The sequence below is a fragment of the Mesorhizobium sp. M0052 genome, from assembly GCF_040323255.1.
Taxonomy (GTDB): domain Bacteria; phylum Pseudomonadota; class Alphaproteobacteria; order Rhizobiales; family Rhizobiaceae; genus Mesorhizobium.
Genome location: NZ_JAMYUS010000002.1, coordinates 272,692 through 297,059, shown reverse-complemented (window position 1 = coordinate 297,059; position 24,368 = coordinate 272,692). Strand labels below are relative to the sequence as shown.

The window sequence follows — 24,368 nt, the reverse complement described above, 5'->3', positions numbered from 1 at the left end:
ACACTACCCTCTCGGAGACAGTTTTAGTTTCGATCTGCCTTAAAAGCAGAGTTTCGAAACGGTCTCAGGACTTTGTGTGCGTGACTGTACCCGCCGTCAGGATGCGCAGCACCCTGATGGCTTCCTCGCCGCTGGTGCGCGGCTCGGCCCGCGTCTCGATACACTGGATAAAGTGCTCGAGCTCGCGCGTCAGCGGCATCCCCTGGCCGACCGCGACATAGGACGGCTCGTTGGTGGTGAAGGCCCACTGGCCGCTGTCCTGCCACACCGCGTGGCGGTAGACGGCCAGCTTGCGCTCCCAGGGCTCGACATCGTCGAACACCGCCATTGCCTTGGTGCCGACCACGGTAAGCCGCCGCTCGCGGTAGGGATTGAGCCGCGAGGTGAAGAGATGGCTGCGCAGCCCGTTGGGAAAACGCATGTGCAGATGCGCGAAATCGCTGAGATTGTCGAGGAGTGCCGCCCCCTCGCCCCTGACCTCGATCGGCTCGGTGCCGGTGATGGCCAGGATCATCGACAAATCGTGCGGCGCCAGATCCCACAGTGCGTCGTTCTCGGTGTGGAATTTGCCGAGGCCGAGCCGGTGCGAGTGGATGTAGCGGACCTCGCCGAGCTCGCCATTGTCGATCAGCGCCTTCAGCGTCTCGAAGGCGGGATGGAAGCGCAAGACATGGCCGACCATGAACACGCGGCCATTGTCCTTGGCCGCCTGCACGGCGCGCTCGGCGTCGGGCACGGTCAACGCAATCGGCTTTTCCACCAGCACGTCCTTGCCGGCCTCAGCGGCGCGCACGGCAAGATCGGCATGGAATTGCGGCGGCAGCGCCATGACGATGGCGTCGATATCGTCACGCACGAACAGCTGGTCGGGCTCGATCGCCAGGCAGTCCTGCTCGCTGGCAAAGCCTTCGGCCCGCGCCCGATTGGCATCGGAAACCGCATGCAGCGCGCCGAGCGCCTTGAGGGTGCGGATGTGGTTGCTGCCCCAGTATCCGCAACCGAGGACTGCAATGCGCGGCTTCATCAGCTTCAAACTCTAATTTCTTGGCCGAGACATAGCGGCGTGCCCCGTCGAACTCAACCCCGGTGGCTTACCGGAGATGCCAGCCCGGCAAAGCTTTTGCCGGCGACAATATGCCGGCGCCCCTCGCGCATCGATGCTTGACAGGCTCGCCCTCCCAACCTTATATCCGCGCGACCTTGGCGAACGCCTCGAAATGCCTTTCGATTTAAGGCGATTTCGGGCCTTTCGCCGCCCTGGCGGGGTAGCTCAGTTGGTTAGAGCACGGGAATCATAATCCTGGGGTCGGGGGTTCAAGTCCCTCTCCCGCTACCACCATTCCCCCCGCTCGTTTGACGCCGTGGGGGAAGGCACCCTCGCCCAAGAGTGCCGTTAACCGCCCAGCGATTTCGACTTCGACGCCGCCGATCCTCGATGGATCTCGAAACACCGTGACGGTTTCGACCAAGTCGCGCATTGCCTCTGCACATTCGGAATCGCCAAAAGCAATGCCCTTAGCAAGCCCGGTCCGAAGTTGGTTTAGTTGTTCCTCGTAGCGAGCGAGCACCGCAGGGTGCAGCGCGATCACTCCCGTAGCGGCGGGCACCCGATCCAACTCGGCTAGAATGCCCTTACGCTCTTCATTCAGCGTTGTTGATTGCGGTCCCAGCACGGCTGGGTCGCCATAGCCCTTGGCAATGGCGTTGACCAGGCGCTCGATCTCCCGAGTTAGTTCTTCAAGCCGTCGCTCCAAACGGCTGCGCCTGGCATCGGTGTCGGCTGCCAAGCGCTTCCGTTCTTCGTGGTAGGTCTGGACGTACTGGGCAATCACTTCGGGATGGCGCAACTCGGCGGAAAGGCCGTTCAGAACTGCAGCTTCGACCGTATCCAAATAGAAGGTCTTGGGATCGGCGCATGTTCCGCTTTCAGTCGCGGCGGAACAGCGGATGCGAATGCGCTTGGACTTGTCCACGCCTTTCGACGACATTCCCGCACCACAGGGACCACACCTCAGGAGCCCCGTCAACATGTGCCGTGGTCGGCGCTGGTGGCTTGGATGAGTGGCTGCACGCGCCTTCTTGCGTGCTTGTGCTGCGTCGAACAGGTCGGACGGAACAATAGCGAGGTCGGGCACTGCGACTACTCGCCAGTCACCCTTGGGATTTGGGCGCGAGACACGTTTCCCCGTGTCAGGATCCTTGATCATTCTGACCCTGTTCCAGATCAGGCGGCCAGCATAAAGCTCATTGTGAAGCAGCCCCGTCCCTCTCTGCACATTTCCATTGATGGTGGAGGCATTCCAGGCACGACCGCGAGGCGGCGGTATGCGGTCTGTGTTTAGATCGTGAGCGATATCGCGCGGGGTTTGCCCTGCGACATACTCTCGAAAGACACGACGCACGATTTCCGCTTCATCCTCTGCGATCATCCGCTTCCCGGGATCGCCTAGCACGTACGAATAGCCATAGGTCAGACCGCCGGCGTGAAGCCCTTTGTTGACTCGGCCGGCTTGGCCCCTGCGGACTTTGTGAGCGATGTCCTCTCGGTATAGCTGGCCAACGAGACCGCGCAGGCCGACCAAGACCGTGTTCACCACGCCTTCGTGAACGGCACGAATTTCGATGCCGAGAAATGAAAGGCGTTTGTGAATGCCCGCAAGGTCTTCCATGTCGCGCGAGAGCCGATCAAGTGCCTCTACGACGAGCACGTCGAACTCGTGCTCACGCGCTTTGTCCATGAGCTGAAGTAATCCGTCACGGCCCAGGACGGAGCCACCGGAGCGTGCTCGGTCGTCAAACGTTGCGACAACGTTCAACCCCTCACGTTCTGCATATGCTCGGCACAAAGCGAGTTGATCGTCGATTGATCGCTCATTTTGGAGGTCGGTTGAGAAGCGTGCGTAGATCGCGGTTCGAGTCATGATAAGTTTTCTCGGCCTGTTCACGCTCGTGGTCTTCGCGAGCCGCTTGGCGCGCAAGTGCTTTTGCAAGGCGCAGAATCGCTCTATCAGGCGCTCGGAACAAGGCCCTTTTTTGGTGCCTCACAACCATTGCGAGTAGCGCTCGCTACGGATCGGCTGGGCTTCTGCTGAAAATAAGAATGCGCGGCTTGGTTCGATTCTGCCGAGATCATGATCTTGGTCCATGTCTCCCAGATGCGCGCATGCAGGAGATGAGAAAAGCCATCAAATTGATTAGTCGCAGAATTGGATAGCAAGGCGTGCTTTTCCGAAATCCGTAAGTCCCAACCTCAAGCCGCAAGCTATTCCGGGCGGCTCTGGAGAAGCTCTCAGGCATGTCTGGCGGGATCGCCTGACTACACCCACCGCCGTCTTTCCGAGGTTGTAGGCAACAAGTGGCGCGGGCCCTCACGACCTCCTCAACCTCGTTTCTAATACTCGTCTGGGCATTGCACAGGATCGATTTCCTTTCCCAATTCAAAGAGCAGAGACGACACGCGGTTGCGCACACGCGGGGGGAGTCGCATCAGCCTTTCGATCAAGCGTCTGCCTTCCGCGCTGGCGATGAATCCCAGGCGTTCGTCTACGGTCAGGAGCGGAGCGGTTGCCTCGCCATTGCCCGGCAGACCATCGAAGAAGCGGCTGACAGGAACATCCAGCGAGCGGGCGATTTCGTAGAGCGTGGAAGCGCTGACGCGGTTGCGCGCGCTTTCGTATTTCTGGAGCTGTTGAAAGCTGATGCGGATCGCACGGGCCAGTTGCGCCTGCGAGACGTCCGACTGGACTCGCAGAGTCGCGATCTGCCTGCCGACGTGACGGTCGGCCGGATGGGGACCGACCTCACCGTTAGGTGCCACACCGCTTTGAAAACGATCCAAGATTTTCATCAAGGCTTCACCTGCTCTGTGAGTTTTGCTGCTTTTCTGAGCTTGGGTTCGTCGCAACGTCTAAACGGTGAAGACGGACGAGGTCATTCAGTACCGATCGGATGTGCGGCCAGGGAAAATCGTCTGGATGTTCCCAGTGCTCACCGTCACGCAGGATGACCTTGAGCTTGGCCAAAATGCCTTCGATGGACGTGGCCGCTGTCTGCGGTAGATCATCCAGAAGTGCCCCTTCGACTGTTTCCGATTGCCGGATCAGTTCGTCTGTTCTCGAATAGCCGATCTCAGCATCAGCAGCGTCCCAGCGCGCCTGGTGTGCCACGAAATCCGCAAGCGCCCTGCCCCATTCGACTTCATTTTCAGGAGAGTGGGCATCGTTCAGGCTCTCGATGGAATGGAGCGTCACGTCCGTACCATCGGCAAGCCGCACCTTGGCGCAGGGAAAGCCAACTATCCTGGCGAGGTGTGTCTCCAACCGCTGCTGTTCGCGGCACAGCGCCAGTGTCTCATCATGGATTCTTTGCCAGCTCCCACACAGACGAAGAGCAGGATCGGCCGCGCTGCCGTCCGTCAGTTCGCCAGCCAGCGATTTTGCCTGGAAGGGCCATGCCGCCGCGCCCGTGGCCGTTCCCGTCAGCAAGCGCCGCCGGGTGATGAAAAACAAATTCATGCTATCGTCGGAATCATCCATGATCCGAGCTCCAAACAGCTTTGCATGGTTGGTGATACAGCCAACGCTTTGGCGGCCTCAGCTAAATATCTGAATTTAAGATAACTGAAAATCAGATATAAAGGAAGCCCCCATCTGAGTTCAGATGAGGTGATAAGTGGTCGATACACTCGGTACGAATCGGCACAAAGCTTTGATCGCGCTGCTGATCAAAAACCGTGAAGCGGCAGGCCTTACGCAAGTTGAGTTGGCAACCAGGCTCGGCCAATACCAATCGTTCGTAGCTCGACTAGAAAGCGGACAGAGACGTGTTGATGTCGTGGAGTTTATAAACCTCGCCGAGATTCTCGGTTTTAGCGCTCCGTCAGCCATCAAGAAGCTATCGGAAGTAACAGGTTGAGCGATGGGAGCGTGTGACCGCGCTAGTGCAAATTGACAATTTGCAGAACCGGCAAGGAAGCCCCCAGGTTGTTGCACCTACCCGTTCAATCGGACCTCTTCACCTCAGCCTTCGACCCCCATCGAATGGGATCCTCAACCCAGCGGTTGATCTCGGATTCATGCCACCCGGCGCCATTGGTGCTGATCCTCAGTTGAGCCGGGAACGTGCCGTCGGCGATCTTGCGATAGATTGTCGAGCGGGACAGGCCTGTCCTGGCGAGGACTGTTTTGAGACGAACGATACGATCCGGCTCGGACATAGCTTGCGTCCACCTGAATGGTTGTTGCTGATTTCTGTTGGGACAGACAGGACGAACCCATGCCGGAGGCAATCCGATTTTTCGCTTCATCCGCCTGTAGCGTGAAAACGGTGGCAAATCGGAGGGGTGTCAGAGCCCAAGGCCCCGCCCCTTTCCGATGCCATGGCTGAATGCCAGTTCCACACCCAGACGCCGGCCGGATTCGACCTCGATGCCAAGCGCCTTCTTATGATTGGCGAGCATGGATTCAAGCTGCGGATCGCGTTCAAGGCTCTTGGCCATATCGGACATGGCCGAGCGCGTTGACTTGTAGCCGGACGTGTCGCCGGCCTGATATTGCTCCCGTCCCGTCCGATCGAGCTTTTGCCAGCGTTCGACGAAACGGTCGGCGCGGCGGCCTGGATCGATGTCCATCCCGGTGCGGATTTCCGTCTCAAGCTGGAGAGCAAGCACGATGCGGCGGACGCGGCCAGCCCCCGCCTCGTGGACAAGTTCGGGATTTTTCACATAAGCCGCTTCGGCATCGCGCCAGCCAAAGGGCCGCACCTTCTCGAAGGCCCTACGGGCATCCCTCAACTCGCGCATCTGCTCGGGACTGCCCAGCCCATCCGCATCTCCGTTGTGCGATATCGCGTCGATAGCGCGCGCGTGACGAATAAGCGCCTTCGTACGAGCGCTGCGCAACGCCGCTTCCGCGTCCACCGGCACATTCGCGCCGCGTGGCACTCCGGTGGCGAGATTTTCTCTGCCGGGCGTCGGGTCCGCATCTCCGATCCGTACCTCTACACTCTCCCTTCCCGGCCCAGGTCCACGTTCCTGCATGGGCACGGCGTCTGCGGGCGAGCGCAACCCGTCGAGCAGTCCGCCTATCCTGTCGCGCAGCTTCTCCGGAACGATCCGGCGCACGATCTCGACCACGCGCTCGCGGAACGTGATGCCGCGCCGTTCGGCATAGTGTTGCGCCGAGTCGACCTGCTCGTAATCCGACGCCATATCTTTGGCGCGGTCCCGTGACAGCGTCCGGACGAGGCGTTCGCGGGTCGTGAAGTCATCGCTGCCGTAGTGCAGGTCCATTCCGTCTCGATGCCGCGACAGTGCGACGTAGCTGCCATGCGCATCCATGCCCGGTGTGGCGAGCACATGCGTCCGGTCGACGGTCATGCCCTGGGCCTTGTGAATGGTCGCGGCATAGCCGTGGTCGATGTGGGCATAGTCTTTCAGATCGAAGCGCACGGATCGGCCGTCGTCGATTTGAACCGTCATCCTCTGTATGCTGACCTCTTCGATCACGCCGAGCGTGCCGTTCTTGACGCCAAGCGCGCGCTCGTTGCGCAGGAACATGACACGGTCGCCGCTGGCGAAGGCCCTTGCACCGCGTTCCACATCCACCTGAACCTCGTCGCCGAGATCGCCGGCAGCGCGCATGCGCTCGCGCGCTGCCTGGTTGAGCGCGCTCACCTCGTTGTTTGTGTGGGTGAGAATGATCCGGCTTGCCTCTGGATGCGCCTGCCTGTCGCGATCCCAGCGCTCGACGAGTTCAGCTCGCGCCTCGTCGCGCGTTGCAGCCTGATGCACCATGCCTTGCGCATCGTAGGCGCCGATCGCGGCGCCGATCCTGCCGGTTGCCAGATCGCGCGTGGCATCGCGCTGCCAGTCCTCACGCTGCCGGCGAACCTGACCGATTTCGACGCCGCCATGACGCTCGTGGATGGAACGGAATGCGGCGCCGGCCTCGATCGCCTGCAACTGCTGCGGATCGCCGACGAGTACGACTTTTGCGCCAACGTCGGCGGCATGGGAAAGCACGCGCTCCAACTGGCGCGTGCCGACCATGCCGGCCTCATCAATCACCAGGACATCGCGAGCTGTGAGCAGATCGCGGCCCTGTCCCCAGCTATGCTCCATACTGGCGATGGTGCGTGATGAGATGCCTGATCCGCCTTCCAGATTCTCGGCGGCAATGCCGGAGAGTGCGGCGCCTCGAACCTCGTAGCCCGCCGCTGCCCATGCCTGGCGCGCAACGCCCAGCATGGCGCTCTTGCCCGTTCCGGCAAAGCCGACGACGACACCAAGACCGTTTCTATCGGTGATATGCGCCAGCGCATCGGTCTGCTCGCTCGAAAGGACAAGCCCGCGTTGCGCTGCGCGCGCCAGTGCCGCCTCGCGATGTGCGTTACTCACCGCGTGTCTCTCGTCCAAATCGATACGCTCCGCAGCGCGGTGAAGGCGCTGTTCGGTGTCGATCATCTGCCGAGTGGTGAAGCGATCTTCGCCACGTCCGTCCTTGCCGAGTTCAATCAGATCGGGTGCGTTGCTGATGGCTGCCACGACCGCGTTGAACTGCTCCACTCCGTCGCTGTGCCGATGCGAGAACTTCGCAATGTCCTTTCGGGTGAAAGTCGATTGCTGATGCGTGATGGCATCGAGCGCCACGGATGGATCGGCAATGATGCGCGCACCATTGTTGCGCGCGATGTCGCGATGCAGTTCGGCGCGATCTGCTTCAATGTCGCTAGCAGCAAGGCCACTGCCCTCAATGCGCTGTGCTGGCGCACCAATCTGGGTTTGCGGCTCCAGTGAAATGCCCTGCGCTTCCAGACTGCGATGATCGATGTGCGCGTCGATGTCGAGTTCGGCCAGGCGTTCATTGGCCAGCTCCGCCCATCGCTCGCGCCAGCGCTCAACCAGCTGGGTAGCATTCCAGTCTCGAACCTTGGCGCCAAAACCATTCTCGTCCACGGCCCGCATGGTCAGCATGACATGAGCATGCGGCTTGGGGCTTCCATCCTCTGCGCGGTCCCAGTGCACATTGAGATCGGCGACCATGCCCCGGCTTACGAACTCAGCCTGAACGAAGTCGCGCGCCAACTCGATGCCTTGCGCCTGGCTGAGTTCACGCGGGAGCGCAAACTCGACCTCGCGGGCAAGTTGCGCATCCTTCCTCACCTCGAACGCCTCGACATCGTTCCAAAGCCGTTCGCGGTCGCGCCAGGCCTCCGGTGCATCCTCCGGCAGCATCACCTCGGAATGAACGACACCGCGCTTGGCGGAGAAGTCGTGGCTGCGTTCTATCCGCTCGTCACGCAGCCGCGAGGCCGAGCGGTAGGCGGCGGACGCCACAGCGCTTGAGCCTGCCTTGCGGCCAATGACCTTGACGTGAAGATGATAGATCGCCATCGCGACCAGATCATTTGCACGTCAAAGCCCACGTCGGCACGACGTATAAGCGCGCCCTCCCTCGAAAAAATCTCGGGATGGACCAGCCCGTCCCGGGCTGTCTCGGCGACCCTGAAGCCTTCCGGCAGCCGCTCCCCTATCATCCTCCGACCGACAACCGATGGAGACAGCCATGCGCAAACCGCGGGACTTCGACGCAGAACTTCAAGCCCTGGAAGAAAAAGCGCGAGAGCTCAAAACCAGAAAGGTGCAGCAGCTTGGCGAGCTGGTGATCGCCACCGGCGCCGATCAGCTCAGCGCGGACGAACTGGCGGGCGCACTGGTCGCAATCACTGAGACGAAAGACACGGCAAAGCGTGAGGCATGGGCTAAGCGTGGGGTGATGTTTTTCGAGAGCAGGTCCCGGCGAACTGCTTCGGCATCTCAGCGCAACCCTCGCGGCGCTCCAGCGCAATCGGGCAGCGCGCAATCGCCGGCAGGCGGCACAGGCTCGCAATGACATGAGAACATGGCAGGTGGAGCGTCGCAAACGCACCCGACAGCTGATCGAGCTTGGCGGTCTCGTCCTCAAGGCAGGCATTGTCGAGCTCACCAATGACGATCGCGCAATCATCTACGGCGCGATGCTCTGGATCGCCGCGAAGCTGCAGGGCCATGACGGTAAGCATGCCCGGGAGCTTTTGGCCGCGAAGGGAAAGCAGGCATTCGATGGTGAACGGCGTGAAGAGCAGATGGACTGGCGAACATAGCCACAGTTGGCGAGCAGCGGCCAGTCCGAAGTCGGAACAGCAAACTTCCGCCGGTGTGCCAGCGCCGCAGTCAAGCGCTTGCGCAGGAAGCTTTCGCGATCTCCTCGCGACCGCCGACAATCTTCTCTCGCGAGCCTTGATCCTGATCATATAGAGCGCAAGGCTCGCGTTGGCGACGCTCGTCAAAGCGGGCGCTGCCCTATGAGCGAACTTCAAAATCCAGATCGTGCCCTCGAAACCTCCCACGCCCTCCAGATTCGATCATGCACACTGCGCATTGATACAAACTCTATAGCCAGGGTGAGAGCCAGCGGCATTGCTCTGCACAGCTGGAACGGGCGGAAAAGTGAAGGAAGCTCCTCGCTTTAGATGAGATAGGCAAAAGCATCCCAGCCGATGGGACAACAGAAGCGAAACTTACTCTTGTCATGTTGCGCAAAAGAGGTGGATTTTACGAAGAAACGTACTATTTGCGCCGTGGGCAGGCTAGAAAAATCAAACGTCGCTCAATTCATCCGATACAAAAAAGGGAAATCATATGACCACTGCTCTCGAGCAAGGCAACAAACTGGATACCGTGTCGATAACGGCTGACATTGTCGCCGCCTATGTATCGAACAATCCAGTACCGGTTGGCGAGTTGCCGAAACTCATCGGCGACATCCATGCCGCCCTGAATGGCATCGGCACGCCGGCGGTAGAACCTGTGGTAAAACAGGACCCGGCAGTTTCGATCAAGAAATCGGTGACACCTGACTTCATCATCTGTCTGGAAGACGGAAGGAAATTCAAATCGCTCAAGCGGCACCTTCAGCACTTCAACCTGACCCCCGACGAATACCGGCAGAAATGGAACCTGCCGTCCGACTATCCGATGGTGGCGCCGAACTACGCGGCTACCCGGTCGGCTCTGGCGAAATCAATAGGGCTCGGGCGCAAGGCGGCGACGCCCACGTCTGCCGCGGCGGAAAAACCAAAACGGGCTACTCGTGCGGCGGCAGCGGCGACGACTGCGGCGGCCATGAAGTCGCCGCTGAAGAAGGTCCGCAAGGCGCCGGCCAAAGCGTAACGCGCTGCACCTAGCGGACGTGCCAAGTTGTATAGGACCTGAACATGGCAAAGCCCCGCCTTGCGGCGGGGCTTCGTGTTTTGTCGGGTCACTCTGCGGCGCGGCGTGACCAGATGAGCGAGAACTCACCCTCGGTGTCGGTCTCGACCAGGCTCGCATAGATCGGAGCGGGGAAGCTGGGATCGTCGAGCTTGACCGAGTGGTAGTCGCGTCCCTCGCGCGAGGTCTTCTTCCATGCCGCCCCGAACTCGGTGGCGCCAGCGAAGATGCGGAAGTCGGGACCCTTTTCATTTTCGCCATCCGTCGGAGCGAACGTTACCGTCTTGACGTTGAGATTGAGGGTCTTGACCGAGCCGGAGAAGCCGTTCGCGGTGCGGGAGAAAGTGCCGATCGTAGCCATGGTGATGTTCCTTTGTGTTTTCTCGGGCCGCGCCCATCGCGGCCTCGATGGTGGACGTGAGACCGGAAACGATCGGTCTGCATCCCGAAGGGGCTGAAACGAAGTGGAAGACGGCGACGCGAGGCTTTCTTGGACCGTGAGGAATGGACGCGCAGCGGACAGGGGAAGAAAACGCAGCGCCGACGTTGCGAGAAGACGATCGAGACGGAGTGAAACGAAGACGGTCTTCGGTCAGACCCAATCCATTCGAGGACGCCTTGGGCGTGGCCTGGAAAGAATACCCGGAAGGAACGCCACATTGGCTAAGATCAGTCAGGGCCATTGTAGCTTGCGCCCTGCGCTTCTGAATTTCGGTCACAGACCTTCCTCACGCGCCAGGGCGGTGTTGGTCCTACTCCTAACCGGTGAAGAAGGGACGTCCGATTTCCCTAATCTTTGGGCTGAATCGTCATCGCGTTCGGGGCGGCTCCGAAGGCGACCAATTGATTGCTGAGGGCAGCACTTCTAAGCCGACAGATGCCGACGATTTCCTATAGATGCGCCACACCTGATCCTCCACCGCATGGCCGAATGTTCCCGCTGCGGTCACGCCGACGCGCGGTGAGGCATTGCTGGAAGGTCGGATTCACGCCGGGCGTCTGACGCCGAGGTGATGCGCTGCGTGACTTTCCCGATAAGAGTGGTGGAAATTCCCGGTTCGACCATTGGTTTGGAGGTGCATCCCGAGCATCTGCCGAAGCGCTTGATGATCCACAAGCCGATGAAGATCGACGGCAAGGTCGTCTGGCACACAGAGAGATTTCGAGGATAGGACATGGCCAGGTCGAAAGGTTCGCAGCAATTATCACAGGCTGAAATTGAGCGCTTTGCGACGGCAGCGGAGGCACTGCACTTAAGTATCATCAGCCGTTTATATCGCCCCATAGCGACGACTACCGGCAGACGCGCGTCCTGCATGAGGTGCTGTTGAAAGCCGTGCGGGAAGTCACCGGGAAGGAAGTGGCGTTCATCCAGTGGAACGGGACAGGGCCGTCCAAGCCGTAGCGTGGCTCTAGCCGTTTTCGCAGCCGATCCCATCGCCGTCGCGGTCCAGATCATAGATATCCGTGCCGACAACAGTGACCGGGCCGCGTACCTAGGCGGACCATTGCCCTTTCCGGAGGAGCAATCGACGTCGCTGGCGATTGGAACGCAGGCTCCCGCGTAGTTTGGGTCGCACGCGTCTTCGGCATGAGCGCAGCCGATGAAAGATGCCACACCAAAAGCGACCGCGCCTACACGACGGAGCCGCCGGCTGGATCCTTATCCGAATCAGCGCTGTATCTCAGTCGTCTATCTCTTCGCCTTCATCGTCTTCGTCCGAACCGCGAGACGGGTCTTCAACGAATGTTTGGCAGCCCTCATTAAATGATTGGCTGTTTGAGCTGCAGTCGCTGTCGTTGGAAATCTGATTTTGCTCAGCCCAGTCGTAGCCAGCTTTATGCCCGGAACAATCTTCGGTGCAGTCATTTCCTCCGAAAGTCCCCTGCGCATGACATGGCGTAGCTGATGCCGCCGCAAGCATCAATGTGCCCAAGTGGAACAGCCTTCGAATTCTCATCTGCGCCCCCCACGGTGAGCAACGCTGCTATCTAGGCGCCGCGAATATGCCTACTCGCACGAACCCAAATCACGCAATTTGGTCCTGATATCAGTGGCAGTGATACTCGCCAGTCTTGTGGTTGGTATGGCACCCATTGGCATCGGTGCCGCCGCCGTGTGCGAAGGTATCCACCGAAAATGCCAACATGGTCAAAGCCGCCATGGCGGCAAGAATTGTAGATTTCATATCGCCCTCCCAAGATAATTCGGACAGAAGAGCACTATCGGGGAGTTAGCACAACTGGCTGATTGCAAATTACCTACTGGTTAAGTGCCGATGTTCAATATCCAATATTGCTCCCGCGCATCAAGATCGGCCGATGAAATGGCGAGCGACGGGCTTAGACGCCCAATTGCGCGGCCATCTTTTGCGTGGCCGCCGTTGTCCGGTCAATGCCGCTGGTGATCGACAGCAGATGTCGTTTCGTCGAAAGAAATTCCGAGTCGCTGCAATCGGCCACAGCGCGCTTGAACAGGGCTCGCATGGCAATGAGCGCGACCTCGCCGTTACCAGATCACAGACCAGCGAGGCATCTGTCGGTGCAAGTTGATTTGCGACGGCCTTTCGGATCGCAAAGCTTCGCGAACTCGGCTTTCTCAAAGCGGGTCAACGGCGCGGCGGCGGAAAATCAGGGGATTTGGGATTGGTCTTGGCCATGACTTCTGTACACGATTCAAAAATCATTCTTCGCCGCAAAAAATTGCCGCATGCCGCATCTGTGGTCGTTCGTCGACACGCAACCGACATGTCCCTCCGTCGCGCAGTCGCTGTGGTAATGGGGGTGCCACCGCCCCGGCGCCACAACGGCCTGTGGCGAGTGTCGATCAGCCTGGCTGACTCATAGCAGCCCGAATGCCATTGCGGTGAGAAAGGCCACCACTAGCACCACCAGGACCCCAATAATCAGCCAGACGGCGCTCTTGGCGTCCATTTAGACCCTCAACTGTCGGTTCCATTGATCACATAGCGCGACGCGAAGACGCTCACCAGTCACTGTGACTCCAGCGCATACGCGTCCTGGGCGAACTGACGGGCGTTTGTGGATAGGGACTACTGTGGGAGCATGGGTTCGAAAAGTGGGAATATTCGCGCGCAAAAGGCCGGCCGGCTTACCGGCCTGTCGCGCGGTCAGTCTCAACTGGTTGCCGGCTTGGATGTAGGCGGCTCACGGCGAGCGAGCACCTTGTCGATCCGCCTTCCATCCATATCGAGGATCTCGAAGCGCCAGCCCTCGTAGTCAAAGTGCTCACCGGCTTCCGGCAAGTGCCCAAGGCGGGACAAGGCGAACCCAGCGATCGTGTGAAAATCCCCTTCGGCAGACCCCGATCGGAATCCTAGGCGAGCGAACGCATCGTGCGCCAGCATCATTCCGTCGATGAGCAAGGACCCGTCATCGCGCTCTATGACATCAGGGTCCTCATTGTCCAGGTCAGGAAGGTCGCCTGCGATGGCTTCGAGCAGATCGGTCTGGGTGACGATCCCCTCCAGAGCGCCATATTCGTCGATGACGATCGCCAGGCGCACCGGCGTCCGCTTGAACTGATCGAGTACACGGAAAATCGGCGTTGCCTCGTGAACGATCAAAGGTTCTCGGATGACCGCCACCGGGTCAAGCATTTTGCCGTCGAGCACCTGGTGGAGAAGGTCCTTCTTCAGAATCATGCCAAGCGGTTCGTCTATCCCCCCACGGCCGACCAGAAGCTGCTCATGGCGACATTGCCGGATGGTGCGCAGAATCTCGTCAGGGATGTCGTCGGTATCGATCCAGTCGATATCGCGTCGCGGTGTCATGATGTCGGCAATGCGCCGATCGCCGATGTTGAAGACACGCTCGACCAGTTCCTGTTGCGTCTGATGAAGGAGCCCTGCCTCCTGGCTTGCCGCCACGAGCAGCTTCAGCTCTTCGGGCGAATGCAAGGACTCCTCGCCTGTGCCCGGACGCAGACCGCACAGACGCAGCACCAGATTGCCGAGACCGTTGAGAACAAGGATCGCCGGCCTGAGCAGGAACAGGAACAGACCGAGAGGGCGGACGACCCGAAGTGCCGTGCTCTCGCTGCGCTGGAGCGCCAGACTTTTCGGCGCTAGTTCACCCAAGACAATGTGTAGCGCGGTTATGATGATGAAGGCGATTGCGACGGCAATGGTGTGCGAAGCTGCCGTGGCCAGCGACCCCATCACTCCCAAGAGGAGTGGCTCGATCAGATGAGCGAGTGCAGGCTCGCCGACCCAACCGAGCGCCAGCGATGAGATGGTGATGCCGAGCTGAGTTGCTGCAAGGTTCGCATCGAGATTCACCAAAGCCCGTTGAAGGAGGCTGGCGTTCGAGCGTCCAGCTGTAGCCAATTCGTCGACGCGGCTTCGTCTAACCGCGACCAGCGCAAATTCGGCGGCGACAAAGAAACCGTTGGCGCCTACGAGTAGGAGAACCAACAGAATTCCAAGAATGTCGCGTAGACTACCATCGTCCGCAGGCATGATATCCTCTTTATGAAACAGCCACTCTCATCTCTCAAGCGCGTATGCCGCCGTCGTGGAACCGCCGTTGGCCATCATTGCGGAGCGATCACCGCAGCTCCGCCTCTGACAATCAGGGGCAAGATAGCCAAATCCGCGCTGAGTATCCTACCCCCGCAAAAAATCCGCCGGCGCGAACCGGCGGGCCAGAAATCGGATAGAAAAAGAACCGGTCATGCCGGCCGAACTAAATGTGGCGTATCTGGGTAGTCGAAGTCAATGGATCCGCCGCGTAGAGATCGCCTTTGATCCAGTGATTTAGCAATATCACCCCGATGCCGGCGAGGATCGCCAGCGCTATCATCCAAATGATCTTCTGACGGTCACTCAATGTTCTAAACCCAAACCCGAACCACGCGTGCCGGCACTTAATGGCACGACGTCGTTAATTGCAATGTGATCCCTATGAGAATCGCTGTGGCCTTGGCGGTCGGTCAAACTTTCTCATTTCGACGAGATTTGCCAGACAGCCACGCCAGTAAGAATAAGGCCGGCGGTACCTTCGATAGTTCGCGATATCACATCGAACAGGCGCGGCCGACGGTCGAAGAAATGCACCAGCCGTTCCCGAAACAGGATCGACAGAACTGCCACGCAAGACAACGTCAGTGCCACGCCGGCCATCATGGTGATTGCAAAGAGTATGCCCGCGACCGGAACACCTCTTGAGATCGCGAAGGTCATCGCGAAGAGCGTCAATGGACATGGGATCAGGCCGGCCATGACGCCCACAACCTCGCCTTCATGCTGATGGTGATGACCGTGGCTGAGCGCCCGCCAAAGCATCCACAGACCAATTAACCCGAGCAGGCCACGACTGACATCCTCCAAAAGCGGCGCCCGGCCGACGCTGCCCAGCGCAATCGAGACTAATGGCAACGAGAGGGCTGCAATCACAACGGCAATCGTGACATGGGTGAAGGAGAGTGTCAGCGACACCAGTAGGCCGCGACGGATGCTGGCATCCGATCCGGCCAAATAGGTAGCCAGCACGGCTTTGCTGTGTCCGGGTGTCAAAGCATGCGCAGCTCCGAACAGGACACCCATCGGCAGGAAGGCAGTGAACGCCAGCCAGTCGCCCCCGGCTGACAGCAATTTGATCTGTTCGGCGAGCGCCAAGTATATCGTGCGTTGAAACTCGACCAGGGTTTGGAAAAACACGTTCTATCCGTTCCGCCGCTTCAACCGCACGTCAATTCAAGGCGTGTCGCGAATATCTTGCCGAGATCGGTTCCGGTCGGATCGCTGAAGAAGGCATCCGTCAATTTCGTCTGATTCTGTGCGATTGCGGTATTCGGATCGGGGCGGACGACGGCCCTCGTGCAATCTTTCGGTAGGCCAGCCACGGCGATCTTATCGTCATCGGTGAAATCGATCGCGGTGTAGAAGGTCGGATCGTAGACGCCGATGCTCACCTTGCCGGCGAGCGCCAGCGTGTCTTTCGGCTGCGTCTCGAATTGGATGACGAGTTGATTGTTCTCGTAGCTAGTGACCAGCCTCGCCGGCGGCGTCATCGCCACGTCCTTGCCTTCCACAGTGACCATTTGGAAATAATTGTATTCTTCCAGTGAGGCATGGATGGTGAGGGCGGCGGCGTCGAGTTCTTCGGCGTCGAGAGTAAGGTCGGAATTCTTGTCGAACTCCATCAGCACCGTCGAGGAGAAGAGCTCGTCGAACCGCCAGAGATGCTTGAGCGACTTGACCGACTTGTCAGCGCCAACCGTTAGGTCCAAACGGGCTTCCGCGAAGACATGAGGATGAGCGCCGGCCGCGACGGTGGAGGCGAGCAGGAGCGCCACGCCAAAAATCGTGCTGGTCAGTCGCATTTGCGCTCGCTTTCTCGTCATTGCGCGCCAACCGAGTGATCTGGCAGCGCAAGCAGGCTAAATTGGGACGCGGCCCGCGAAGCCTTTTCAATCATCGACGATCGAACTTGCTATGATGGCGTTCGCTGTGCCCCGAACGGCTGGCGACGTCAAATGCACGAGCTGCTTGCGATTGCCCGCGATCAGTATGAACAGCCGGGAAACCTGCCTGCCCTTCCTCTCCTCGCCGATTTTTTCGGCGTCGGTGCGGTGGAAGAACCGTTTTTCAAACTCGGCGCGGTCGACATCGAAAAGCTTGAGCGAGCAGGTCTGGACGGACCTGCCGTCCATGGTCGCCCTGGTCACCGCGACCATCGTTCCGGCCGGAAGGTCGTCGCCGGTGACCTGCCATCCGCGGAAGGCCTTCATGGCATCCACAGGAGCAAGTGCCGCGCCGTCGACGAGCGGCGTCCATCCGCGCGTCTTTGCCAATGTCGCGGTTCGCTCGAAGTCGGGGCCGTGCGCCAGGCATGTCGCGTGGAAGGCATCCAGCGCCCGGTCGACGCCATCGGCATGCGCAAGCGGTGATGCCAACCATGCGGCCGCAAGCGTCAAGGACAAGTAGGTCTTGGGCATTCGGTAGACTCGCGTATCGAAGCAGGCCGGGATAGCCAATCGGCAAGATAGCGCCGCGGCGGCTGCGCACACAATGCAGCGCGGCCCGCGACTACCGGCCCGCGCGTCTTCCTGGCGGCGGCGCGCCCGGTCCGGTCGCCGCAGCATGCCGCGCTCAGGCAGGCAGGATCTTGTCCGTGGTCGCGCGCACATAATCGAGGTTCATGGTCCCGACGGCGCCGGTATCGTCGACCCTGAAGCCTGTCTCGACCAGTAGAGTTCCGACCGCATTCATGTCGATATGCCCGTGCCGATGGAGCCTCGGCAATGTGGATTCGTGCAGCGGCCTTCCGAAGTCGATAAGCAGCAGTCGGCCTCCCGGCTTCAGAACCCGCTCCGCTTCACGAAAGAAGGTCGATCGGTCGGGTTTCGGCAGGTGATGCAGCATGAGCGTACCGATCACGATGTCGAATTGGCCATCTTCGAAGGGAAGTTCCTGGGCCGTCGCCTGGAGGAAGGTCAGATCAACGCCGGCTCGCGTAGCCTTGACGCGCGCCCTCTCGACCATTTCGACCGATGCGTCGACGCCCGTGACGCGTCCGACCGCTCCGACCAACTGTCTCGCGGCTATGGCAAGCGTGCCCGTACCGCAGGCGACATCGAGCATCGCCTCGCCGGGCTGGAGCCTTGCCAGACGCAGCATGAATTCACGGAACCGGTCCTCGCGGCCCCAAGTCAGGACGCGCGCAAGCAGGTCATAGCCGACCGCCCTATGCAGGACGATGCCGATGCCCCTTTCGCCGGCGCCATGCGCGCCGGCAGTCCGCATGTGACGAAAGCCGCCCCAGAGTGCGAATGCCGCGACCGCGGCGAGGATGAGGCCGTGGACTGCAGCCGTCCAAGCACCGGCATTGAGATAGCCGTCCCCGAAATGAAGCATTAGCAGAAAACCGGCGACCAGCGACAGTTTGACGAGCACGGCAAGCATAATAACGCCCTTTCGCGAATGCTGTCCGTTTCCAGCCCGATGACCAAATTGGTGCATTTCCTTTTGCCTCCTCGTCCGTTTCCGGAGTGCTCAAGGCATTCTTGAGCTTCTGGACTCGGCGTATCATACTGGACAGATTGTCCAGTAGCGCTGTTGCTGGACAACGGACCGCTGAACGTCCGAAACCGCACGGTGGAAAGAGCAATGACCATTAAAATCGAGCGGCCCGACCACAGGGGTACGATCGACCGTCGTGTCGCGCGCACGCGCGCCATGCTGCAGGACGCGCTGATTGCCCTGATCCCAGAGTGCGGCTATGCGGCTCTCACCGTGGAAGACATCTGCCAGAAAGCTGATGTCGGCAGGTCGACCTTCTATACGCACTATGCCGGCAAGGACGAATTGCGCAGCGCGGCCCTTGAGGCGCATCTGCTGTCGCTGAGCAGGCGCGTGTCGGCAGACGAAAAGACAGGCAACCGCCCGTTCGAATTCAGCCTGCCGATGTTCGAGCACGCGCGGGCGTTCCGGTCGCTTCACAAGGCGCTACTTGCGAGCAGCGGCGACACGATCCACGATCAATTGCGTGAACGCATACGGCGCGCAGTGCGAACCGAACTGTCTGGCAAGCGGATCGGCGACGCGGGCGTGCCGCTGGAATTCGTCGTCCAGTTCATATCGGGAGCCTTTCTCTCGGTGCTTGCCTGGTGGATCGCCGAGGACGCCAGCCTCTCGCCGGCCCAGGTCGACGACCTGTTCCAGCGGATGGCGGGTTCAGCTCTTCCGGGTCGGTCACCCTAGCAAGAGCTTCCAAATCCAGATCTCGCGCCGGTTGAGGCTAACGTTCCTCGGGCGGCCGAATCTTGCGAAACGTCGTGAGCAAAAGGATTTCGTAGATGGTGTTCAAGCCACCGCGATGAGAATTGGTCAGCCGAAACCGGAAACGGCAAGCAGGGGTCCGGCGACCATCGGACTGACCGCCGAACCGCGTTCGGCCAGAGCCCCACTCGGACCGCCAATCTTCGTCGATTCAAAATCGCATGGCAACGAGTCGAGCTATTTCGGCCGGCGCTTGATCGGGGATGGCAAAGACCGAGCTGACGTTGATCTCACAAAGCACATACGTGTCTTCACCTGACACAGTCCGTGGTCCGTAGAGAAAATCGGCATCCCAAATGATCGGCAGCGACCTGGCATCGATGCCTAGCACAGCCATCATTTGCGGCGTCCACCCGGTTTCCATATTGGTCCGCAGCGCCTGAAACGGTTCGGCCGTAGCGGGATGCATTATCCGCGGCCCTGGTTGCGCAGCCTCGGAATCTGGCCCTTCAGGAGGTGGTGGGATTAGGGCCTTGATGAACTGGTGGCCAAAGCCGACCACCTTGTCGGCGCCCATGTAACAGCGGATCATCCCGTCGGGTAAACGCGGTTGGAATGGCTGATCCACGATGCAGCCATCGGGTGTCAAATACACCTCGCAGCGCGCCATGAAATCCGGCAGTGCGAGTTCTTCCGGCGTACTGCCGCGTCGCGCGTGCAGCACCCGAACCGCCGGCTCTCCGCCAGGAAACGAACCGATCAGCTCGACCTTCCATACTCCCTGGCCGCCATTGCCGCGGTTCTGCTTCAGCACCCGTGGACCGGCCGTTCGAAGCCGCTCCGGAAACGCCTCGCGAAAAGCCTCGGCGGAGCCGTAGAGGTAAGTATCGGTTCCCCATCCGAGATGCTTCGTACGGTGCAGAACTTCCTTCACGCCCATTTTCAGGATCACGTCTGGATGTGCACTCACCCAGGGGCCGCGTGCCGCCACGTCGCGCAGCAGCGGGTCAAGCACCGCACGGGTTTTTCCCTCGTGCAAGGGATCGACCCAGACCAGCACGCCGTCCGTCGCCAGGAGCTGGGTCCGAACCTCCTCGGCAAACTCTTCGTCATAAACGGCCGGTTCGGCGTGAACACCGATCGCAGCGAGTTCCTCGAACACGCGATGAAACCGGTTGTTCTGCGGTGTCGCCGTGCGACGCGCCTCCCGGTTACCGCGCCAGACCACAGCCACTCGCCTCGTGCCCATTATACCTCGCCTCCTACTTGCTCGCCCATCAGACAGCCCCGATACGAAATAGACTGCGATGCTCGCATCCGAGCAGAAAGATCGGCCTAGATCGAGCCCGCCGCGACGCCGAAAAGCACGCCCAGGATCGAACATGCCGCTAGCACCGGGATCACGCCGACCTTGAAGCGGAATACCGCCAGCATACCACATGAAACCAACGAATTGAGTGACCGAAGCCGGCGGCGGCCTGGGCAACGAGGGCAGATCAAGTCGGCACTCAAATCACCGGCCGCCGCTCGCCGTCGGCCAGGTGGCAGGCCGCGACCCCGCCATGCGGCACCGAGCGCAACATCGGCTCCTCGGCCCGGCAGACATCGATCGCCACAGGACAGCGGGTGTTGAAGCGGCATCCCGGTGGCGGCGCGCTGGGGCTTGGAGGATCGCCCGCGAGGATGATTCGGCGACGGCCGGCCTCGATACGAGGATCCGGCGAAGGAACCGCCGAAAGCAGTGCCTGGCTGTAGGGATGGGCCGGCTCGCGAAACAGCGGCCGCGTCACGCCGGCTTCCGCGATGCGGCCAAGATACATCACCGTCACGTTTGAGCAGACCTCGCGCACGATCGCCAGGTCATGCGCAACGATGACGATGGTAAGGCCAAGCTGTTTCTGCAATGATGTGAACAGGTTGACGATTTGCGCCCGGATCGAAACGTCAAGCGCGCTGAGCGGTTCGTCGCAAACCAGGATCGATGGCTTCAGCGCAAGCGCGCGAGCGATCGAAACGCGCTGGCGCTGGCCGCCGGAAAGCGAACGCGGCAGGCGGTCGAGCACGGTCGCTGGCAGCGCCACCAGATCCAGCAGCTCGCCGATACGGCGCCGGCGCTCGGCCGAAGATCCGAGACGATGGATCTGCAGCGGCTCTTCCAGCGTCTGGTAGACGGTCTGGCGACGGCTCATCGAGCCCAGCGGATCCTGGAAGACGAACTGGACCTCGCGGCTGAACGATTTGCGGTCCGACTTCAGCCACTGGGCGCGATCCCGCCCCGAGATCAGCACCGTACCCTCAGTCTCCTTCTGCAGGCCGACGACGCTGCGAGCCAGCGTGGTCTTGCCACAACCGGATTCGCCAACGATGCCATGGAAGGCACCACGCGGAATGGTCAGGTTGATGCCGTCGACCGCCCGCACGGCGCCTGTGCCGGAGCGGTTGGCGAAATGGACCTTCAGGCCCTTGACCTCAATCGCCGCAATGTCAGCCATGGACCGCTATCCCTTCCCGCCTCAGCACCACCGGGCATCCCACCTTGTGCGGCGTCCCGCCCGTCGAGATCGTCTGGAGCGGCGGCCGATGCACGTGGCATTCGGGCTCAACCAGTTCGCAGCGGGCGGCGAAACGGCAGCCCGGCTCCAGCCTGATCTGGTTCGGCGGCAAACCTGGTATTTCCTTGGTCGCGGCGCGTTCGTCGGCGCGGAAATCCGGTACAGAGGCAAGCAGCCCGCGTGTATAGGGATGCGTCGGCCGCGTCAGCACATCCATCGCGGTCCCCTCCTCCGCCACCTGCCCGGCATAGAGCACCATGACCCGGTCCGCGACCGAGGCGACGACGCCGATGTCGTGCGTGATCAGCACGACCGCGATGCCTTCCTCGCGCTGGATCTCGCGGATGAGCTCCAGGATCTGCGCCTGCACCGTGGCGTCCAGCGCAGTGGTCGGCTCGTCGGCGATCAGCACGCGCGGCCGGCTTGCCAGGGCCAGTGCGATCATGGCGCGCTGCAGCATGCCGCCAGACATTTCATGCGGATAGCGATCGTAGCGGTCTTCCGGATCAGGGATGCCGGTGCGGGCGAGCAGCGAGACTGCTTCCTTGCGGGCATCCGCATGCGACAGATTGGCAAAGCGGCGCGCCTGGCGCGCCAGTTGCGGTCCGATCTTCAGCATCGGGTTCAGCGCGCTCATCGGGTCCTGGAAAATGACGCCGAAATAGCGGCCGCGAAGGTCAGACAAGCGCCTGGACTCCATTCCGACCAGTTCGCTCGCTTCGGCTCGCGCCGATCCCTTGATATCAACGGTGACGCCCTCGGGCAGCAGGCCGAGCGGCCCAAGCGTCATGACGGTCTTGCCCGAACCGCTCTCGCCGACGACGGCGACTGTCTCGCCGGGACGGACGTTGAACGACACCCCATCGACCGCGCGCACGGAAACGGTCGTGGCGTAGAGATCAATGACCATGTTTTCTATGGAGTAGATCGGCTCGTCGCTCATGGCGCGGCTGTTCCCGTTTCGACGGCGTTCCGCTCCGCTTCCTCAACGGCGCGCGCCTTGCGACGCTTGCGCAGCAAACCGCCGCGCACCGGCCTCGGCACCTTTTGCAACGCGAAGGTCTCGCCCAGCAGATTGAAGCTGACCACCACCAAAGTGAGCGCAAGGCCCGGAAGGACGACCAGCCTTGGGTATTCCTCGATGTAGCTCATGCCGTCGACCAGCATCTGGCCCCATTCCGGCGCCGGCGGCGCGACGCCCAGGCCGAGGAAGCTCAGCGTCGCGATGGCCAGGACAAGGGCGCCAGCATCGGCGCTGGCATAGACCACGACGAGGGCCAGGACATGCGGCAGGATATGGCGCACAAAGATCCACAGATGGCTGGCGCCCATCACCCTTGCCGCTTCGATATAGGGCTGTTGCAATTCGGCGGTGACCACGGCGCGGCTCATGCGGGCATAGTTCGCCCACCACGCCAGCGTCAGCGCCGTGATCATCGACCAGTAGCCGGTGCCGAGAATGCCGATCAGTGCCAGCGCGATCACCAGGCTTGGCAGCGCCAGCGCGATGTCGATGAGGCTGATCAACACCAGCTCGACGCGCCCGCCGACATAACCGGCGAACGAACCGATGCTGACGCCGATGGCAAGTGCGGCCACCAGCACGATCACCATCGCCACCAGCGATATGCGGGCGCCGCCGATGATGCGGCTCAGAATATCGCGGCCGAGATAGTCGGTGCCCAGCCAGTGAGCCCAGCTCGGTCCCGCAAGCGTGACGTCGTAGTCTTGCGCGCCGGGATCGTAAGGCATGATCGAGGGACCGAGCACACCGACCGCGACAAAGAAGACGACTGGCAGCAGCACCAGCCAGGGCCAGTCCTTCATGCTCCTGAACAAGGACGTGTTCATCGGATCAAGCTCCTCTCGCCCTACGCATGCGCGGGTCGACAAACATGCAGATCACGTCAACCATCAGGTTGACGACAACGAAGAACACCACGAACAGCAACAGAACCGACTGCATGCCGACGAAGTCGCGGAAGCGGATTGCATCGATAAAGAAGGCGCCGACGCCGCGCAGCGCAAACACCGTTTCAACCACGATCGAACCGATGATCATCAGCGTGAACTGGGCGCCGAAGGTGGTCAGGAACGGGATGGCGATGTTGGGCAGAGCCTCGCGCATCAGCACCTGTGTCCTCGTGTAGCCCTTCGCGAAGCCCGTCGTGGCGAAGGGTCGCGACATGGCCTCCTGGAGGTTGACGCGGACGACGCGGCTCAGCACCGATGCCGGAAACAGGGCGATTGTCACCCACGGCAAGAGCCACGAGGTGAAGCCGCTGACGCCGAAGGTGGGCAGCCAGCCCAGCATCACCGAAAAGACGATGACCAGCAGCGCCGCCACGAAGAAGTTCGGCGTCGAGGCGCCGACCAGCGAGAAGGCGTGGAGGAACCGGTCCAACGCGCCACCATTGCTGACCGCACCGGCAACGCCGAGCGCCAGCGACAGGAAAAAGGCGAGAATGCCGCCGCCCGCAAGCAGCGCCGCCGTCATCGGGATTCTGGCGGCGAATTCCTGCGCGATCGGCTTGCCGGTGCGCAGCGAGACGCCGAGATCGCCGGTGATGGCGCTGAAAAGCCATCGGCCGTAGCGGACCGGCAGCGGATCATAGAGCCCGAGGTCCTCGCCGATCTTCTTGATCATTTCGGCATCCGCGCCCGGGCCTGCCGCACGCTCGGCCATGAGCGCGGCGACGTTGCCCGGCGCCGCGGCAACCAGGGTAAAGGTCAATGCCGATGCCGCCACGACAAGCAGACAGGCAAGCAACATCCTTCGCAGAATCGTGCGTCTCATCGGAACTCCCCCAGGAGGTTCGAGGC

At 61.0% G+C, this 24,368-nt stretch carries 24 protein-coding genes, 1 tRNA gene and 1 pseudogene; 7 read left to right on the top strand and 19 right to left on the bottom strand.

The genetic code is table 11. The features are described from left to right. Window positions 1-64 precede the first annotated feature (64 nt). A complete protein-coding gene (locus tag NKJ77_RS03670; RefSeq protein WP_023683623.1) occupies window positions 65-1,024 on the bottom strand; it encodes a Gfo/Idh/MocA family protein in 960 nt (319 codons plus the stop codon). A 235-nt stretch (window positions 1,025-1,259) separates the two neighbouring features. Here NKJ77_RS03670 and NKJ77_RS03665 point away from each other — a divergent pair. Continuing rightward, window positions 1,260-1,336 (top strand) — tRNA-Met (locus NKJ77_RS03665). Here NKJ77_RS03665 and NKJ77_RS03660 read toward each other — a convergent pair. From NKJ77_RS03660 to NKJ77_RS03650, 3 genes are all read right to left on the bottom strand, one after another. Beyond that, window positions 1,293-2,921, bottom strand: a complete 1,629-nt coding sequence (locus tag NKJ77_RS03660) for a recombinase family protein (protein ID WP_352534335.1) — start codon at window positions 2,919-2,921, stop codon at window positions 1,293-1,295. The two genes, NKJ77_RS03665 and NKJ77_RS03660, sit on opposite strands and share 44 nt — an antisense overlap. A 470-nt stretch (window positions 2,922-3,391) precedes the next feature. After that, window positions 3,392-3,847, bottom strand: a complete 456-nt coding sequence (locus NKJ77_RS03655; RefSeq protein WP_023686247.1) for a helix-turn-helix domain-containing protein — start codon at window positions 3,845-3,847, stop codon at window positions 3,392-3,394. Between the two features lie 7 nt (window positions 3,848-3,854). Further along, window positions 3,855-4,535 carry a hypothetical protein gene (locus tag NKJ77_RS03650; RefSeq protein ID WP_023669908.1) on the bottom strand — a complete coding sequence of 227 codons (681 nt, stop codon included), beginning with the start codon at window positions 4,533-4,535 and terminating at the stop codon, window positions 3,855-3,857. Window positions 4,536-4,671: 136 nt separating this feature from the next. On the opposite strand from NKJ77_RS03650, the gene NKJ77_RS03645 reads away from it, so the two are divergent. Then, a complete protein-coding gene (locus NKJ77_RS03645) occupies window positions 4,672-4,914 on the top strand; it encodes a helix-turn-helix domain-containing protein (protein ID WP_023699715.1) in 243 nt (80 codons plus the stop codon). 85 nt (window positions 4,915-4,999) lie between these two features. On the opposite strand, the gene NKJ77_RS03640 is transcribed toward NKJ77_RS03645, so the two are convergent. Beyond that, window positions 5,000-5,215 (bottom strand): helix-turn-helix transcriptional regulator, encoded by a 216-nt coding sequence (locus NKJ77_RS03640; RefSeq protein WP_023669907.1) that lies wholly within the window; start codon window positions 5,213-5,215, stop codon window positions 5,000-5,002. 129 nt (window positions 5,216-5,344) lie between these two features. Beyond that, complete coding sequence (gene traA, locus NKJ77_RS03635; RefSeq protein WP_352534263.1) at window positions 5,345-8,392, bottom strand: Ti-type conjugative transfer relaxase TraA; 3,048 nt, start codon at window positions 8,390-8,392, stop codon at window positions 5,345-5,347. Between the two features lie 172 nt (window positions 8,393-8,564). On the opposite strand from traA, the gene NKJ77_RS03630 reads away from it, so the two are divergent. The 3 genes from NKJ77_RS03630 to NKJ77_RS03620 all read left to right on the top strand — a co-directional run bounded on the left by NKJ77_RS03630 (window position 8,565) and on the right by NKJ77_RS03620 (window position 10,210). Beyond that, window positions 8,565-8,891 (top strand): conjugal transfer protein TraD, encoded by a 327-nt coding sequence (locus NKJ77_RS03630; protein ID WP_023669905.1) that lies wholly within the window; start codon window positions 8,565-8,567, stop codon window positions 8,889-8,891. A gap of 1 nt (window position 8,892) precedes the next feature. Continuing rightward, a complete protein-coding gene (locus NKJ77_RS03625) occupies window positions 8,893-9,141 on the top strand; it encodes a conjugal transfer protein TraD (RefSeq protein WP_023669904.1) in 249 nt (82 codons plus the stop codon). A 538-nt stretch (window positions 9,142-9,679) separates the two neighbouring features. Next, window positions 9,680-10,210, top strand: coding sequence for a Ros/MucR family transcriptional regulator (locus tag NKJ77_RS03620; RefSeq protein WP_023669903.1), 531 nt, complete (start codon window positions 9,680-9,682; stop codon window positions 10,208-10,210). A gap of 88 nt (window positions 10,211-10,298) precedes the next feature. On the opposite strand, the gene NKJ77_RS03615 is transcribed toward NKJ77_RS03620, so the two are convergent. Beyond that, window positions 10,299-10,610 carry a DUF736 domain-containing protein gene (locus NKJ77_RS03615; protein ID WP_023669902.1) on the bottom strand — a complete coding sequence of 104 codons (312 nt, stop codon included), beginning with the start codon at window positions 10,608-10,610 and terminating at the stop codon, window positions 10,299-10,301. A gap of 814 nt (window positions 10,611-11,424) precedes the next feature. Here NKJ77_RS03615 and NKJ77_RS03610 point away from each other — a divergent pair. After that, window positions 11,425-11,654, top strand: a pseudogene (locus NKJ77_RS03610) (hypothetical protein). Window positions 11,655-11,934: 280 nt separating this feature from the next. On the opposite strand, the gene NKJ77_RS03605 reads toward NKJ77_RS03610, so the two are convergent. From NKJ77_RS03605 to NKJ77_RS03575, 7 genes are all read right to left on the bottom strand, one after another. After that, complete coding sequence (locus NKJ77_RS03605) at window positions 11,935-12,174, bottom strand: hypothetical protein (protein WP_156933401.1); 240 nt, start codon at window positions 12,172-12,174, stop codon at window positions 11,935-11,937. Between the two features lie 126 nt (window positions 12,175-12,300). Then, on the bottom strand, window positions 12,301-12,438 hold the full coding sequence (locus NKJ77_RS03600; RefSeq protein WP_023669898.1) for a YHYH domain-containing protein: 138 nt from the start codon (window positions 12,436-12,438) through the stop codon (window positions 12,301-12,303). 948 nt (window positions 12,439-13,386) lie between these two features. Continuing rightward, window positions 13,387-14,730, bottom strand: a complete 1,344-nt coding sequence (locus tag NKJ77_RS03595; protein WP_352534260.1) for a hemolysin family protein — start codon at window positions 14,728-14,730, stop codon at window positions 13,387-13,389. A 483-nt stretch (window positions 14,731-15,213) separates the two neighbouring features. After that, window positions 15,214-15,930, bottom strand: coding sequence for a HoxN/HupN/NixA family nickel/cobalt transporter (locus tag NKJ77_RS03590; RefSeq protein ID WP_023669894.1), 717 nt, complete (start codon window positions 15,928-15,930; stop codon window positions 15,214-15,216). Between the two features lie 20 nt (window positions 15,931-15,950). After that, entirely contained in the window at window positions 15,951-16,595 is a 645-nt protein-coding gene (locus tag NKJ77_RS03585; RefSeq protein ID WP_023696813.1) for a DUF1007 family protein, read from the bottom strand. Between the two features lie 87 nt (window positions 16,596-16,682). Next, a complete protein-coding gene (locus NKJ77_RS03580) occupies window positions 16,683-17,210 on the bottom strand; it encodes a hypothetical protein (RefSeq protein WP_023685957.1) in 528 nt (175 codons plus the stop codon). Window positions 17,211-17,364: 154 nt separating this feature from the next. After that, on the bottom strand, window positions 17,365-18,177 hold the full coding sequence (locus NKJ77_RS03575) for a class I SAM-dependent methyltransferase (protein ID WP_352499150.1): 813 nt from the start codon (window positions 18,175-18,177) through the stop codon (window positions 17,365-17,367). A gap of 204 nt (window positions 18,178-18,381) precedes the next feature. Between NKJ77_RS03575 and NKJ77_RS03570 the strand changes: the two genes are divergently transcribed. Beyond that, a complete protein-coding gene (locus NKJ77_RS03570; RefSeq protein ID WP_023703909.1) occupies window positions 18,382-18,975 on the top strand; it encodes a TetR/AcrR family transcriptional regulator in 594 nt (197 codons plus the stop codon). A 229-nt stretch (window positions 18,976-19,204) separates the two neighbouring features. Here NKJ77_RS03570 and NKJ77_RS03565 read toward each other — a convergent pair whose 3' ends face one another. From NKJ77_RS03565 to NKJ77_RS03545, 5 genes are all read right to left on the bottom strand, one after another. After that, window positions 19,205-20,242 (bottom strand): Cj0069 family protein, encoded by a 1,038-nt coding sequence (locus NKJ77_RS03565; RefSeq protein WP_352499149.1) that lies wholly within the window; start codon window positions 20,240-20,242, stop codon window positions 19,205-19,207. Between the two features lie 259 nt (window positions 20,243-20,501). After that, window positions 20,502-21,485 carry an ABC transporter ATP-binding protein gene (locus tag NKJ77_RS03560; RefSeq protein ID WP_023696818.1) on the bottom strand — a complete coding sequence of 328 codons (984 nt, stop codon included), beginning with the start codon at window positions 21,483-21,485 and terminating at the stop codon, window positions 20,502-20,504. After that, window positions 21,478-22,488 (bottom strand): ABC transporter ATP-binding protein, encoded by a 1,011-nt coding sequence (locus NKJ77_RS03555; protein WP_031201713.1) that lies wholly within the window; start codon window positions 22,486-22,488, stop codon window positions 21,478-21,480. The genes NKJ77_RS03560 and NKJ77_RS03555 overlap by 8 nt, the downstream gene beginning before the upstream one ends. Beyond that, window positions 22,485-23,396 carry an ABC transporter permease gene (locus tag NKJ77_RS03550; protein ID WP_023669882.1) on the bottom strand — a complete coding sequence of 304 codons (912 nt, stop codon included), beginning with the start codon at window positions 23,394-23,396 and terminating at the stop codon, window positions 22,485-22,487. Before NKJ77_RS03550 ends, NKJ77_RS03555 begins: the two co-directional genes overlap by 4 nt. A 4-nt stretch (window positions 23,397-23,400) precedes the next feature. Beyond that, a complete protein-coding gene (locus NKJ77_RS03545; protein WP_023703912.1) occupies window positions 23,401-24,342 on the bottom strand; it encodes an ABC transporter permease in 942 nt (313 codons plus the stop codon). Window positions 24,343-24,368: the final 26 nt, after the last annotated feature.